Origin of the sequence: Pseudomonas sp. NPDC088885, assembly GCF_044750025.1 — a bacterium.
Taxonomy (GTDB): domain Bacteria; phylum Pseudomonadota; class Gammaproteobacteria; order Pseudomonadales; family Pseudomonadaceae; genus Aquipseudomonas; species Aquipseudomonas rustica.
In genome coordinates this window covers 19,674-32,730 of record NZ_JBIVJB010000057.1, presented here as the reverse complement: position 1 = coordinate 32,730, position 13,057 = coordinate 19,674, and the positions used below count along the sequence as shown (strand labels likewise).

17 protein-coding genes and 1 tRNA gene are annotated in these 13,057 nt (G+C 42.4%); 11 read left to right on the top strand and 7 right to left on the bottom strand.

From position 1 onward, the window contains the following. Both tgt and queA read right to left on the bottom strand, forming a co-directional pair. A partial coding sequence (gene tgt, locus ACIP1X_RS19820) for a tRNA guanosine(34) transglycosylase Tgt (RefSeq protein WP_400754486.1) occupies positions 1 to 803 on the bottom strand: 803 nt, incomplete at its 3' end. 14 nt (positions 804 to 817) lie between these two features. Then, the gene (gene queA / locus ACIP1X_RS19815; protein WP_053123547.1) at positions 818 to 1,882 is read right to left on the bottom strand and encodes a tRNA preQ1(34) S-adenosylmethionine ribosyltransferase-isomerase QueA; all 1,065 of its coding nucleotides are present in this window, start codon (positions 1,880 to 1,882) and stop codon (positions 818 to 820) included. Between the two features lie 108 nt (positions 1,883 to 1,990). On the opposite strand from queA, the gene ACIP1X_RS19810 reads away from it, so the two are divergent. The 4 genes from ACIP1X_RS19810 (at position 1,991) to ACIP1X_RS19795 (ending at position 4,162) form a co-directional block, all read left to right on the top strand. Further along, positions 1,991 to 2,075 (top strand) — tRNA-Leu (locus ACIP1X_RS19810). 334 nt (positions 2,076 to 2,409) lie between these two features. Next, the gene (locus ACIP1X_RS19805) at positions 2,410 to 3,117 is read left to right on the top strand and encodes a dual OB domain-containing protein (protein ID WP_400754484.1); all 708 of its coding nucleotides are present in this window, start codon (positions 2,410 to 2,412) and stop codon (positions 3,115 to 3,117) included. Between the two features lie 5 nt (positions 3,118 to 3,122). Then, positions 3,123 to 3,566 carry a DUF488 family protein gene (locus ACIP1X_RS19800; RefSeq protein WP_400754488.1) on the top strand — a complete coding sequence of 148 codons (444 nt, stop codon included), beginning with the start codon at positions 3,123 to 3,125 and terminating at the stop codon, positions 3,564 to 3,566. Further along, positions 3,563 to 4,162 (top strand): DUF4326 domain-containing protein, encoded by a 600-nt coding sequence (locus ACIP1X_RS19795; protein WP_400754482.1) that lies wholly within the window; start codon positions 3,563 to 3,565, stop codon positions 4,160 to 4,162. The genes ACIP1X_RS19800 and ACIP1X_RS19795 overlap by 4 nt, the downstream gene beginning before the upstream one ends. A 398-nt stretch (positions 4,163 to 4,560) precedes the next feature. On the opposite strand, the gene ACIP1X_RS19790 is transcribed toward ACIP1X_RS19795, so the two are convergent. The 3 genes from ACIP1X_RS19790 to ACIP1X_RS19780 all read right to left on the bottom strand — a co-directional run bounded on the left by ACIP1X_RS19790 (position 4,561) and on the right by ACIP1X_RS19780 (position 6,357). After that, the gene (locus tag ACIP1X_RS19790) at positions 4,561 to 5,265 is read right to left on the bottom strand and encodes a hypothetical protein (RefSeq protein ID WP_400754479.1); all 705 of its coding nucleotides are present in this window, start codon (positions 5,263 to 5,265) and stop codon (positions 4,561 to 4,563) included. Between the two features lie 340 nt (positions 5,266 to 5,605). Beyond that, entirely contained in the window at positions 5,606 to 5,932 is a 327-nt protein-coding gene (locus ACIP1X_RS19785; protein ID WP_400754476.1) for a hypothetical protein, read from the bottom strand. Then, on the bottom strand, positions 5,929 to 6,357 hold the full coding sequence (locus ACIP1X_RS19780) for a hypothetical protein (RefSeq protein WP_400754473.1): 429 nt from the start codon (positions 6,355 to 6,357) through the stop codon (positions 5,929 to 5,931). Before ACIP1X_RS19780 ends, ACIP1X_RS19785 begins: the two co-directional genes overlap by 4 nt. Before the next feature lie 418 nt (positions 6,358 to 6,775). Between ACIP1X_RS19780 and ACIP1X_RS19775 the strand changes: the two genes are divergently transcribed. The 7 genes from ACIP1X_RS19775 (at position 6,776) to ACIP1X_RS19745 (ending at position 10,830) form a co-directional block, all read left to right on the top strand. Further along, entirely contained in the window at positions 6,776 to 7,723 is a 948-nt protein-coding gene (locus ACIP1X_RS19775; protein WP_400754472.1) for a hypothetical protein, read from the top strand. A gap of 27 nt (positions 7,724 to 7,750) precedes the next feature. After that, positions 7,751 to 8,146, top strand: coding sequence for a hypothetical protein (locus tag ACIP1X_RS19770; protein ID WP_400754470.1), 396 nt, complete (start codon positions 7,751 to 7,753; stop codon positions 8,144 to 8,146). 15 nt (positions 8,147 to 8,161) lie between these two features. Then, positions 8,162 to 8,494 carry a hypothetical protein gene (locus ACIP1X_RS19765; RefSeq protein WP_400754468.1) on the top strand — a complete coding sequence of 111 codons (333 nt, stop codon included), beginning with the start codon at positions 8,162 to 8,164 and terminating at the stop codon, positions 8,492 to 8,494. Further along, positions 8,491 to 9,153: a hypothetical protein gene (locus ACIP1X_RS19760; protein WP_400754466.1), complete on the top strand. Its 663-nt coding sequence runs from the start codon at positions 8,491 to 8,493 to the stop codon at positions 9,151 to 9,153. Before ACIP1X_RS19765 ends, ACIP1X_RS19760 begins: the two co-directional genes overlap by 4 nt. Positions 9,154 to 9,170: 17 nt before the next feature. After that, positions 9,171 to 9,806: a hypothetical protein gene (locus ACIP1X_RS19755; RefSeq protein WP_400754463.1), complete on the top strand. Its 636-nt coding sequence runs from the start codon at positions 9,171 to 9,173 to the stop codon at positions 9,804 to 9,806. Then, positions 9,799 to 9,987, top strand: a complete 189-nt coding sequence (locus tag ACIP1X_RS19750; protein WP_400754460.1) for a hypothetical protein — start codon at positions 9,799 to 9,801, stop codon at positions 9,985 to 9,987. Before ACIP1X_RS19755 ends, ACIP1X_RS19750 begins: the two co-directional genes overlap by 8 nt. A 303-nt stretch (positions 9,988 to 10,290) precedes the next feature. Then, complete coding sequence (locus tag ACIP1X_RS19745) at positions 10,291 to 10,830, top strand: hypothetical protein (protein ID WP_400754458.1); 540 nt, start codon at positions 10,291 to 10,293, stop codon at positions 10,828 to 10,830. Positions 10,831 to 10,855: 25 nt separating this feature from the next. On the opposite strand, the gene ACIP1X_RS19740 is transcribed toward ACIP1X_RS19745, so the two are convergent. Beyond that, positions 10,856 to 12,553, bottom strand: coding sequence for a relaxase/mobilization nuclease domain-containing protein (locus ACIP1X_RS19740; protein ID WP_400754455.1), 1,698 nt, complete (start codon positions 12,551 to 12,553; stop codon positions 10,856 to 10,858). Between the two features lie 3 nt (positions 12,554 to 12,556). After that, positions 12,557 to 13,006: a hypothetical protein gene (locus ACIP1X_RS19735; protein ID WP_100846835.1), complete on the bottom strand. Its 450-nt coding sequence runs from the start codon at positions 13,004 to 13,006 to the stop codon at positions 12,557 to 12,559. Positions 13,007 to 13,057: the final 51 nt, after the last annotated feature.

Here is a 13,057-nt window from a genome sequence, read left to right as displayed (position 1 = left end):
CGGGTTGGCATCACGCAATCGAACATGTCCACACCGCGGCGCACACCCTCAACCAGATCTTCCGGTTTGCCAACGCCCATAAGGTAACGAGGTTTGTCAGCCGGCATCATGCCCGGCAGATAATCCAATACTTTGATCATCTCGTGCTTCGGCTCGCCGACCGACAGACCGCCAATGGCCAGGCCATCGAAACCGATCTTGTCGAGGCCTTCGAGCGAGCGCTTGCGCAGATCCTGGTGCATACCGCCCTGCACGATACCGAACAACGCTGCGGTGTTTTCACCGTGGGCATTTTTCGAGCGCTGAGCCCAACGCAGCGACAGTTCCATCGATACGCGCGCGACGTCTTCGTCAGCCGGATACGGGGTGCATTCGTCAAAAATCATCACAACGTCCGAGCCCAGATCGCGCTGAACCTGCATCGATTCTTCCGGGCCCATGAACACTTTGGCGCCGTCGACCGGGGAGGCGAAGGTCACGCCCTCCTCCTTGATCTTGCGCATCGCGCCGAGGCTGAACACCTGGAAGCCGCCGGAGTCGGTAAGGATCGGGCCTTTCCACTGCATGAAATCGTGCAGGTCGCCGTGCTCCTTGATCACTTGGGTGCCAGGACGCAGCCACAGGTGGAAGGTGTTACCCAGAATCATCTCTGCGCCCGTGGCGACGATGTCACGCGGCAACATGCCCTTGACCGTGCCGTACGTGCCCACTGGCATGAACGCCGGGGTCTCGACGGTGCCACGCGGGAAGGTCAGGCGACCACGACGGGCCTTGCCATCGGTGGCAAGGAGCTCAAAGGACATGCGACATTCGCGACTCATTCTGTTTCCTCTGGGCCGGTTTCTTTAGGGGCAGTAGGTGCGGGGTTACGGGTGATGAACATCGCATCACCGTAGCTGAAAAAGCGGTAACCGTTGTCGACGGCAGCCTTGTAGGCGGCCATGGTTTCGGGATAACCGGCAAATGCCGAAACCAGCATCAACAGCGTGGATTCCGGCAAATGGAAATTGGTCACCAGGGCATCGACCACATGGAACGGCCGGCCCGGGAAGATAAAGATATCGGTGTCGCCGCTGAACGGCTTGAGCACGCCATCGCGCGCAGCACTTTCCAGCGAACGCACGCTGGTGGTGCCGACCGCGATCACCCGACCACCACGCGCACGACACGCAGCCACTGCGTCGACCACGTCCTGGCCGACTTCCAGCCACTCGGTGTGCATGTGGTGATCTTCAAGCTTCTCGACGCGAACAGGCTGGAAGGTACCGGCGCCCACGTGCAGCGTGACGAACGTGGTCTCGACGCCTTTCGCAGCAATGGCCTCCATCAGCGACTGATCGAAATGCAGCCCGGCCGTCGGCGCCGCCACCGCACCCAGACGCTCGGCGTACACGGTCTGATAACGCTCGCGATCCGAACCTTCGTCCGGACGGTCTATATAAGGAGGCAGCGGCATGTGCCCGACGCGGTCGAGCAGCGGCAACACTTCTTCAGCGAAGGCCAGCTCGAACAACGCGTCGTGACGCGCGATCATTTCCGCTTCGCCACCGCCGTCGATGAGGATCTTCGAACCCGGCTTCGGCGACTTGCTGGAGCGCACATGGGCCAGCACGCGGTGCGTATCGAGCACGCGTTCGACGAGGATTTCCAGCTTGCCGCCGGACGCTTTCTGCCCGAACAGCCGCGCCGGAATCACGCGGGTATTGTTGAACACCATCAAATCGCCCGGGCGCAAATGCTCAAGCAAATCAGTGAATTGACGGTGTGCGAGGGCGCCGCTCGGCCCATCAAGGGTCAGCAGGCGACTACCGCGACGCTCGGCCAAAGGGTGGCGAGCGATCAGCGAATCAGGGAGCTCGAAAGTAAAGTCAGCAACACGCATGATGGGGTTCGTCTAGCAGGGCCGGAAAGTTTAGCGGAAATATCGAAAATAGACCATGAAACGTGATTGACCAACGGTAATCTCATCTCTATACTTCGCCGCCATTGAGCCCTGATGGCGGAATTGGTAGACGCGGCGGATTCAAAATCCGTTTTCGAAAGGAGTGGGAGTTCGAGTCTCCCTCGGGGCACCATAATTTTCCTTGTAAATCAAGGACTTAGAGAAAGGGTAGAAAGAAATTTCTACCCTTTTTTTTATCCAAAAATTCTACTCTTTTTTATAAAGAAACCACTCAAAACGCTGCGTTTAAGCGTCCTTCCAAAGCCGGTCCCCTCCCGTTCGACCAGCCCTATGTCCCCGAAAAGCAACACCCGGTAAGGTACAAAACGCCCTTCCAACGTTGCCGGTCTCTCGCCCAAGAATTGATATAGGATAACATTCCATCTCAGGGCCAAATTTGACTCCACTCGATGCAGCCTATATCCATATGGGGTGGCAATCCGCCACGCAACGGAGACGGAAGGAAAATGGTCGCTACTAAAATGGAATTTGTCTGTTTAGCAGACTCGAAAAAGCACAGTGAACATTGCATAGCAGGAAAAATTGTCGGCGGCGATGACCACGGCAAATGGTTTCGTCCTGTGAGTGATAGGCCAAGTCGGGGCCTTACAAGTGCAGAGGCAAGCTATCAATTGGGCGTCTACGTAAAAAAGCTGGATTGGGCGAGCGTAGAGGTGAAAGGAGTACACGAGCATGAGTATCAGACTGAGAATCACATAATTGCGGACAAACCGGAGTGGAAAAAACTCGGAGCTTTACCGGCTGCGAGACTAGATGAAATGATCGATACACCTAAAATTCTGTGGAAAAATGGTCTACAAAGCGGAAACTGCATAAACAATCAGGTTCATGAAAGAGATTTAGCGAATCCACTGCAGACATTATATTTTATCAAGATAGATAAATTGGAGCATATTTCGGTCGACATAGAAGGGGCAGCATTTGGAAACCCTTCGAAGAAAATCCGTGCATCCTTTCTATACAATGGCACCAGATATAAATTATCGCTAACTGACTTAGCTGCAGAAGCGTTTTATAAAGCAAAAGGTGAAGGCATTTATCACCCAACTGATATCAACTATATGACTATCAGCTTAAGTGAGGTGTTTACCAGAGCGAATGGTTATGTCAAAGGTCAAGGATATGCCTACAAAGTTATTGCGGGGGTATTTTGAAAGCGATGAAAATTTATACGATAGGTTTTACGGAGAAGAAAGCAGAACGCTTTTTCTCGCTGATTAAATTATCAGGCACAAAACGGATTGTTGACGTTCGGTTGAACAATATTTCTCAGCTATCGGGCTTTGCAAAGAAAGATGATTTAAAATACTTTCTAAAAGAATTGTGCGACGTTGATTACGTACATTTGCCTGAGTTGGCTCCTACGAAAGAAATTTTGTCGCCTTACCAAAAGAAAGAAATTTCTTGGCAACAGTATGAGGATAAATTCCTCAATCTTATGTCTAGGCGGAATATTGAAAAGCATGTGAAGCCTGAAATCATAGATGAAGGGTGCTTGTTGTGCAGTGAGCATCAGCCGCATCAGTGCCATAGACGGCTGGTTGCAAATTATCTCAAACAAGCGTGGGATCAATCTGATGCGGTTGTCAAAGATTTAATATGATTAGTGATGCAAAAGTTCTGATTGCATACCCCGTTGACTTCCTTTCTTACTCAAAATTCGAAAGGAAAGTCGATAAGATTATCAGCTCTCTTAAAAAAGTAGAGCTGATTTTCGTGTCCGATGAAAATAGTTTTATCGAAAAATATTCACAGTCCAAGGGATTACCTGCAGTCCCGTTCAGCTCAGATAAAGAAGCATTGAAAGAAGTGACACACGCCATTCTTTTTCAAGATGAAGAAAGAAATTGTTTCTTCATCCTCGATAGTGAATTGCGAGAAAAAGAAATACCAACCAGAATCATAAATTTGAAAATCACCAAAGTTTCTAATAAAGATAACGGTGACAGTTATGATGTTTACATAGGTAGAGGAACCCTATGGGGAAACCCTTACCAGATGGGCAAAGAAGGCACACGCGACGAAGTTATAGCCAAGTTTGCTTATGATTTCGAAAAACGCTTTTTGAAATTACCCGAAAAATTCGATGAAAACATCGAGAAGCTTAGAGGTAAGACGCTCGGTTGCCACTGCAAGCCTGCGGCATGTCATGGTGATGTAATCGCCAACTATCTCAACTCCCAAGACGATGGGCAGTGACTCGACAGCTTTACGCTTGTCGAGTGCCCAGATGCTATCTCACTCCGTGGGTATTGGCCCGGTTGTGAACGCCCGGCCAATGGTGCGTTAAAAGCCCTCGATTCCCGATCAGGGTGGTTTTGAACGCTGGGACTTGTACCAGTGTGAAAAATCGCCGGGAATGGCTTCTATGCCTGCAATAATCCGTTGCTTTGGGTATTACAGATGCACGCTTCGCGTTTGGCGTGCAGTGGCTCGCCTATTCTGGTGGTCGCTTCGCTTAAAAAAAGAAACATCAAAGGCGGAAGAAACCGCCAAGGTTTCAATGTGGCTCGCGTTTGGATAGAACGGATAATTGACATTAAAAACGAAAAAAGCCCTATCTTTGGGCTTCTTGTTTTTTGCTTATGATTTAGATTTTACAACCTAATCATGTCTACTAATGATTTGTAACGCTTGTTTCTTTCGTTAAATACGGCCATAAACTCAACGCCGCCAACCTCAAAGCAAGGGTTGAAAAGTGATTGCCTTGTTGCTTTCTTTTCTTCGCTTTCAACTTCTTGATAATCAAAAGGCTTACTGCCTGCGATCAACGTGAAATAGCCAACGTTGCATTTTATCTTTTTGAAAACCCTTCCATTCTTTACGAGTGATATTCTTACAACATATTCTTTTCTGATTTCTTGATAATTGAAGAAATCCCTTTCCGGCTGATTTTTAAAAACTTCCCATACAGCAGGATCGAAAGAAATATTATTGATTGCGGTCAAATCACCATCGAGAAGATTAGTATATTTTTGCTGTTGAGAAATCGAAGAAACCGATTTATAAGTTTTTGCAACGCAAAGCTTTATTGCCGCAAAATCATAATCGTCTTCATCAAGATCAATAATGTGAATCTTCTTAGATCGTGCATCGGTGTATTCGTCCGACTTAAAGTAATCTTGAAATACAGCGTTTGCGACGTTTATGCCCGTTGAATCATTACTAACAATTAGATATTTGTTTAATCTGTGATTTGTATAGGTCTTATCTTTGCTGAGCACAGCGGCCAAACGAAAAGCATCATAAGCTAACTTTCTAACATCAAATTTTCTTGGTTTAGTAGTAATTGTTTTTAACATAAGTCTCCTTTTTTTGATTTCTTACTTTTATTAAATCATATTAAAAGACCTTGTCAAATTAAACCGCCAAACTTTTTGATGGTTAAATGATCATTGTCAAACCCTATTTTAAATTAAGGTTCAACCTTAAATATATTTTCAATCTGCTATTGACACGAAGTTTATGGCTTATATAAGCCACAAATCGAGCATCGCAAAAACGGTAAATTCAAAAAATATTGAAATTTTCTTGAAATAAATTCGGTTATGTTTTCATAAAAATGTTTTTGCAGAATAAACCGCCAAGGAATTTAAGACATAAAAAAGCCCCGGTTAAGGGGCTTCATGAATGTGAGATAACTCACCAGCCCAAAGCTGTATTTAAAGATCTTTCGGTAACGTAACAATCAAAAACGTAGCCGACGCCCCGACGATCTTCAAGATTTCGCTTTGCTGCTTCATACGAGACTTTTACGTCAGCAACGTAAAAATACAGCTCGTCGTCTTCTTCAACGACAGTAACGTTGAAACGACAGTCAGTCAAAACATGGAGAATTAAAGAACATGCAGCAGCGACCTGAGACTCATTGTCGAAGTCGATATCATCGATCAATAAGCCAAACCCCTCTTTGTCACAATGCGAATAATCTTCGTAAAAACCTTCGTACTTAGATTGTTCGAAACTCATACTGGAACCCCGTTGAGCTTTTTGATCAAAGCGTCGAAGTCCGTCACTTTGTTTTTCTTGATCAAGTCACTCAGATAATCAGCGTATGTCGTGAAGCCTAGTGCTGCAATCGTTTTACTGACAGCACCCGCTTTCTTGCTTTGCAAGATCGTTTCAACGCCATTGATCATGACTTTGAACTTCGGAGCTTTCGCCCTTGTGGTCTTCACGCTCACGCTTTGGGCGGTTTTAGCGGGTGTTTTTACCCGGTGAAGGGAATGCACCACGTCGAGAAAATCGGGCACCTTATAGCCGTATTTGTTGCGAAGGGCTTCAAGCTCTTCAACAAATTTCATGACTTTCGCTTCTTGTTCGTTGGATTGAAGGCTTTTGATTTGCTCTTCAAGCTGTTTTTGCTGTGCGAGTAGGTCAAGCAGTTTAGACATTTTCAACGATCCTTGATGGGGTTTACAGGATCATAATTTCTAGAATTTATCTTGTCAAAATAAACCGCCAAGGTTAAAGCAGTTAGGTTTTAAGATTTTAGATCCACCAGACAGGCTTTTGACCTTGGCTTACATCTTATATATAGATTTACGAAGTAAATATCTTTTCTTTTCCTGAAACAATCAAATAAGCCCGCGAGAATAGGGAAATCTCAAAAATCCCGGTTAACGCTCCTTATTTATTTACCCCCTTTCGGTTAACGCTCCTTATTTTTTTGAGCCGATTATCTTTTAAAATATGGGTAATCTCAAAGCATGATAATACGGTTAACAGCATTTGTTATTTTTTTACTGTTTTAATCTTGTAATTTGTTTTTTTTGTGGTTAATTATAAGTATAACAAGGGTAAAAAATAACCATGAAATACATTTTGAAGGAAAACGGCAAAGAAAAAAAAGTGTTCAAACTAAAAGGTTTTGTTTCAGTTCCTCGCATTTTTCTCGCTCTTCCATTGTTCAACACAATAAATTCTCACAAAGAGCCGAAAGGCTTTGAAATAGCTAAAAACCACAATGCTAAAAACATACATATTGCTTCCACGTCGTTGACTATATTCAATGACTTTGAGGTATTTCTGTTTATTTTGCGAAAAGTATACAGCAGCAAAAGCAATGAATTTGAGTTTACCCTTGATGAAATAATGAATGATTTTGATGTTAAAACATCACATAGAACAATGTATTTTTCGATATTCAAGCAGTCAATTAGAAAGCTCAACAAAATCAATATTGAATATGAAGAAGAAACGGAGGAAGGAACAAAAACTGTTTTTCTTAACTTCATCACTGGCGAGATGACTAAAAAAGGTGGAAAGATTGATGTGTCAAAACGTTTTATTGAATTTTTTGGGAGCCTTAAAGAGTTATACGAAATCGATACTAAGATGTTGAGCTTATTAACTAATGAATATCAGCGAATTCTATATGTGTTGTACGTTTGTAATAGACGTAACAAAACAAACTATTTCAGTGTTGAAATGTTAAAAGAACGTTTCCGCATCAGCGATAAAATGCCGTCTAAAATGTTTGTAATGAAAATACGAAAGGCCAATGCAGCACTTAAAGAATTGGGTCTAATTGAAGACTTTCGAGAGGAAAAAGAAGCAAAGAACAATCGAACAACGTCAAGGTTTTTAGTCGATTACAGCTATAAGTCACTTTATAAAGATTATGAAAGCAAAAAAGCAATTGCAGAAATGAAATTGAAAGCATTCAAAAAAGTCGATTTCTCAACGTTAGATGAACAAGAAGAAGCAAAACCAGTGGCACAAGCAGAAGATGAATCATTTGACAAAAATGATTTTTAAACAAATAACCAGTAATGAGGACCTAAAATGGAAGCAGAAGAAATTAAAGAAATAGACTTAAAACACATCAGCATAGCCGCTCAGGCGTTGATTACGCACATTGAAAGCATATTGCCAACAATCCCCAGTGATCGAGTACGTCAGCTCGTAGCGATGAAGCTAGGCACTGCTATAAGCAAAGGTGGTGATGAGGCCATGTTGCGTCAAATTCTGTTGTTTGCTGTTACAGCAATCGAAAATAGCGAATTGATCGAACACAAGATGGATAACAACGATCTTGAATACAACCCAGTAACTAGGGAAATACTCAGTGAGATCAATTGTGTGCCGGCGATGATTCCGGTCATAAAAATGTTTGAAGACATTAAGAAAAGCAAAGCACCAAAGAACAAGCCAAATGAACAAAAGCCGCCTGCGGCTTAATCGATCAGGAGAAAGATGAACGAAGAATTTTCAATATTTTATCTAATACATACCCACAAACCATTCATTTGCTTGATAGGCTTTTTATGGTTCGTCTTTTTTTTTCTAATATTAGCTCACGATGATAAGTACAAAAATCTTACGAGAGAGGAATGTAAGTTATGCGTTGCCGGTCTAATCTTTGGCGGACTTCTAGGGGTAACCCCTCAAATTTCAGAGGATATTATGATTAACTACTTTCCGTGTGAAATGAAAAAAGATGCTTATGATCCTGTTTATATGAAATGTCTTGATCAAGAGCTTCGTTTGATAATTAAACAAAACCAACATCGATCAGAGGGCAAATGAATGTAAGAAACGTAATCACATTTTTAACGCTGCTTTTCCTTCCCGCCGTCGCATTCGCTTTCGGCAATGATGCCGCAGATAACGCTCGAATTGAGTTAATAAGTCTTGGTCAAACTCTGACTACGGTTTTCGGGTTTTTATTGGGTTTTGTGGTCTTCATAGCGGCAGGTTACAAAATAGCCTTAGCAGCCAACGAAAACCAAAAAAATAAATTCATTGCTCCAATTGTTGGCCTTCTTGCTGGTACGGTAATGATGAACGTTTTTGTAACGTTGGACGTATTCACGGCAACGTTTTACGGTGTTGATAATTTCTGTCAAATAATCAAGGACGGTAGTGCCGTTGAGAGCTGTATGAGTGACGCTATGTCTGGTCTCACTGGCGAATTAAAAACAAGAGTAGAAAAGCTTTCTAGTGCCAGCACAGCACTAGCGTTTATGGCACAAATAACAATCATCGTCGGACTCATTCAAGTTATTGGATTGATCTACTTCTTAGTTGGTGCCTATGGGCTAGTTCAAGTAGCTAACGGATCATCAAAAGAAAGCGGCTATGGCAAGCCAATTATCACAATGTTTGCATCGGTTCTCATTGTCGATATACCACACACAGCAATGTTGGCGATTGGTACGCTTGAAAAAATAGGAATTAACTTTTAAACAACATGGGGGGATTTATGAAAAAAATGATGTTGCTTTTACCGCTCTTATTCTCAGTTAATGCTTTTGCTGTTGAGAATCCTTGTGCGAACGGTTGCACATATTCGCAAATACAGGACTACAACAAAGCAAATTTCAAATCTTCTGAGCAGATGATTCAAGAAGCGGACGAAATGGAAGCAGAAATGTATAGAAAATGGGTTAAAGAACATGAAGAAGCACAAGCGAGGGCCGACGCTTTACCCAAATACGTGGCTAAACCGATGGGTGAAAAAGACAACTGCGTCTCGCGGTTCTATGACGAAGCTGATGGCATCATCGGTGACAAGTCGATCTTATATATCGACGTTAGAGAGATTGGCGGGGACAAATGCATTTTTGACATAAAACTGATGGCAGAAGAAATGTGTAATTACTTTGATAGTTTTTCAAGTCTCGCAACTCCAGGTTGGACAATGGCCGAATGGTGTCGATATACAGCAGAGAAAAACGCGGCAATGGCTCCGTTTCGTGGTGTCAGAGCAACTGACGATGTTAAAAGACAAATCACAGCAAAATTATTACCGGTTGAACAAAAGCACCATGAAAACATAACTCGTCTTTTCGAAAAGGAACAAGCCAAAATTAAACAATTAGGAGAAAAAAATGAATGAAGAAAATTGCCAAGCCTTGCTTGAACATTTCAGCGTAAGAATTAACACATTACAGAAAGAATTCGACGCATACAAAAATGATCAGATGATTCCGAGCGATGAAAGAAAAGCAGAAATGTTTGACCGTTATCATCGTATTAGGGCTTTGAAATTAGAGTTGCTTTACTTGAAATTGATTTGAAATAAACAAGCCCAAAACAGGGCTTTTTGTTCGCATTTGATTTTTTAATATTATTATATATAATAATATTAACAACATCTTTTCCCACATGAAAAATTCAAAAATACTCTACTGCTCACACTTCGCAATTATCGCGTCGTGTGCTTTTTTCGTTTCCATTAAATTTTCAATGCCGGACGCAATCACTACGCAAAGCACAGTTTTTTTTGCCGCGTTAGAATGCTTCGCCATTTACTGTCTTTTCAAAATGTACGGCATCAACAAAAAGGAAAAACAAACAAACAACAATAACGAGGTATCACAATGATAAGACTTTCACTTTTAACAATCGCTTTATTTTCCTCAATATCAGTTCAAGCGGCCTACGTAATCAAAGTGCCGATGGAACAAAATCGCGGCGGGCCTTTACAAAATAATAGTATTGCTTTCGTCAGTGGAAATGTTGGTAATGGTGGGAATGGTTCAAATCCAACCACGCCAGAAACAACACCAGATGAGCCAGCAAAGCCCGAAGAACCAACAAGAGAAAGCGTTTGTATTGCTGCAAAGCAAAATGTAATCAGTATCGCAGCAGCACAAAATTTGGGCGTGACTGTTAAATACATTACGCCAATGCAAGCTGATAGATGCGTTTTAATGGTTATGTCGATTGGGAAATTTACAGATAAAGCATCATTAGTTAGATTCGGTAATTCAATATTAAGCTTGAATATTGAAAATTATTCTGTTGGTTTACAAAGGTACAGCAGCTCAACATTAGACACATTTATAAGCTCGGGAATTACAGACGTTAACGCACAAGCTGATAAAATTTGGTCGCGATACCTAACTGACAAGAAATAAAAAGAAACGCCCAAAAGGCGTTTTTTTAATGAGGTTTTAATTGTTGTAGTCTTCTTCTCTCGTTTTGATGAGCTTCGTTTTCTGCACTTTGTTGCTGACTTCTAGCTTCCCTATCAAGTGCTGCCATTTCTGCCAACATTTCAGCTTGAACGCCAACAACGTCTTTTGATGTGAACACATCAACAGCCGCACTCAATACACCCTCAGCGACAATAGACACACCCTCGACCGCTATTCCTGCACCTTTCAAAGCAGTGTTTTCAGCAGTCGCACCAATTGAAGGTTTTTCATCCGCGATTTCAGGAGCTTTTTCAACTGGTAAAGCTTTGATGTTGCTTTGTTCAATAGGCTTCTTAAAATCAGCGTTTTCGAGCTTCAATTTTTCAAGTGGTGCTTTTTCGACTGGTAAAGATTTAACATTATTTTCATCTGGTCGATTATAGAACTTCGTTTGATCGTCAAGCTTTATTTGTAGTTCTTCAATGTCTTTTTTTGACGGTTTATAACCTTTGAGCGTGTAGCCTTTTTCATCGAGCTTCATCAAATTGAATTGCATCCAGATTTCGCGTCTATATTTTTCACCGCCCGAAGTGTACAAGGTAGATGGATTTCCATCTTCTGTTAATTTTTGCAGGCCCGCTTTTGCTGATGACGGTGTAACATTCCTATGTGTAACCGTTCCAGATGTTGCATCGAATTCAAAAGCTTTTTGTTTATTGATGTTGTAATAGTAGTTACCTTGATCATCATAGTGATAATTTTTATACAAGGTTTTTTGCATCTTTAAACCTTTGTAAAAATCCGCCATTTCTTTGCGGCTTTCGTTGCTCGCTTGCGATCCATAATTGCTGTAAGACTTTTGAGGTTCTGGCTCAGGTTCATGATCCTGAGCTGGTGGCTTCTGTGGTTGATTGGTTGGGGCTCCATTGGTAGGGGCCGCAATCGTCACAGAACCCTCATTCCCGGCCTTATCTGTGTGAAGTGATGCAAGGGTAGCGGCAAACTCAGGATCGTCGCCTAATGCCGCTTTTAACGTCTTGTAGGACACGGCAAGATCGGAAGCCTTGAAGGTTTGACCGTCTTTTGTCATTGAATAAGCATCTTTGCCACTGTGGTGAATGTCGAAGCCAGCAGCATTGGCAAGCATCAAGAATTCAGAAGGATTCAACGCATTATCCAGAATGGCTTTTAATTCTTTCTTAAAGGTTTTTTTGTACTCATCTTCGTCTTTTGGCTTGCGATGTTCATTGTAAAGCCCGTATTTCAATTCAAGCTTTTTGATGATCGGATTGTAATCAATCATCTTGTTATTGACCTTTTTGGTTTCGAGATCGGTCAAGTGGATCATGGCGTGAACGTGATGGTGCTCGGTGTTTCTTTCCACAACAAAAAGATAATGGCGATTATCGTTCAGGCTGTTTTTAACCCCATTCTTTAAATAGACTTCTTTCGCCATTTGGATCATTTGTGCATCGGTGAATTTGTCGCCTTCACTTGGGTGAAGCGACAGCATATTAAACTGATATAGATTTTTTTGATTGTGAACGCGGTCGCCTTCAAAAACATTTTTTATTCTTGTGGCGTATTCCATATTTGATTCACCTTCCAAACGGGGGATGGTGCAATCAATTGCGTCACCTTCTGGGTTAAGTTTTAAAAGGTAGTTGGCTGATGATCTGGTTCTATTCCCGCCTCCTTTTCTATACATCATTTTATTGATCATGGCTTACACCCCCTTTTTTTTCTTGGCCTTAATAACATCTTTGAGGGTCAAGTCTGTCAAACGCTTTACGTTTTCTTCGTAAAAGCAGTAGCCTTTAACTGCACGATCTAGATTCGCAGAAAACGAAACTATGGCGTTTAAATTTTTTCCATCATCTTTTTCTAGGTAGTTGATCAGAGTTTGAAACTTTTCAGGCTTTTTTTGAATATGGTCTATGCCTTTCTTGATGTTGCTTCCAAGATCCTTGGCTTTTGATAAAACGGTACTGTATTTCTCGACCTCGCTCACTAAGACGATGCCGGAATTATTTATTGAATTTAGTACGAGTTCGACAACTGATTTTGAGTTGGTCGCAGCCATTGCGGCTAGTAGAAAATCTTTTTCTTCTTGCGTAACGCGGAGGGTAAAACGTTTGTCTCTGTTTCTTACTCTTGGTTTTTTGTCATTGCTCATTGTTCTCCTGATCGATATTTTTTTAATTTGGTGAACAAAGGCCGGGGCCTA

Bases quoted from the DNA above. Each gene is read 5' to 3' on its own strand.
- ACIP1X_RS19765 (WP_400754468.1), top strand. From the start codon at position 8,162: ATGAACGAAGAATTTTCAATATTTTATCTAATACATACCCACAAACCA.
- ACIP1X_RS19805 (WP_400754484.1), top strand. From the start codon at position 2,410: ATGGTCGCTACTAAAATGGAATTTGTCTGTTTAGCAGACTCGAAAAAG.
- ACIP1X_RS19775 (WP_400754472.1), top strand. From the start codon at position 6,776: ATGAAATACATTTTGAAGGAAAACGGCAAAGAAAAAAAAGTGTTCAAA.
- ACIP1X_RS19800 (WP_400754488.1), top strand. From the start codon at position 3,123: ATGAAAATTTATACGATAGGTTTTACGGAGAAGAAAGCAGAACGCTTT.
- ACIP1X_RS19750 (WP_400754460.1), top strand. From the start codon at position 9,799: ATGAATGAAGAAAATTGCCAAGCCTTGCTTGAACATTTCAGCGTAAGA.
- ACIP1X_RS19745 (WP_400754458.1), top strand. From the start codon at position 10,291: ATGATAAGACTTTCACTTTTAACAATCGCTTTATTTTCCTCAATATCA.
- ACIP1X_RS19770 (WP_400754470.1), top strand. From the start codon at position 7,751: ATGGAAGCAGAAGAAATTAAAGAAATAGACTTAAAACACATCAGCATA.
- ACIP1X_RS19760 (WP_400754466.1), top strand. From the start codon at position 8,491: ATGAATGTAAGAAACGTAATCACATTTTTAACGCTGCTTTTCCTTCCC.
- ACIP1X_RS19785 (WP_400754476.1), bottom strand. From the start codon at position 5,932: ATGAGTTTCGAACAATCTAAGTACGAAGGTTTTTACGAAGATTATTCG.
- ACIP1X_RS19740 (WP_400754455.1), bottom strand. From the start codon at position 12,553: ATGATCAATAAAATGATGTATAGAAAAGGAGGCGGGAATAGAACCAGA.
- ACIP1X_RS19795 (WP_400754482.1), top strand. From the start codon at position 3,563: ATGATTAGTGATGCAAAAGTTCTGATTGCATACCCCGTTGACTTCCTT.
- ACIP1X_RS19780 (WP_400754473.1), bottom strand. From the start codon at position 6,357: ATGTCTAAACTGCTTGACCTACTCGCACAGCAAAAACAGCTTGAAGAG.
- ACIP1X_RS19790 (WP_400754479.1), bottom strand. From the start codon at position 5,265: ATGTTAAAAACAATTACTACTAAACCAAGAAAATTTGATGTTAGAAAG.
- queA (WP_053123547.1), bottom strand. From the start codon at position 1,882: ATGCGTGTTGCTGACTTTACTTTCGAGCTCCCTGATTCGCTGATCGCT.
- ACIP1X_RS19735 (WP_100846835.1), bottom strand. From the start codon at position 13,006: ATGAGCAATGACAAAAAACCAAGAGTAAGAAACAGAGACAAACGTTTT.
- ACIP1X_RS19755 (WP_400754463.1), top strand. From the start codon at position 9,171: ATGAAAAAAATGATGTTGCTTTTACCGCTCTTATTCTCAGTTAATGCT.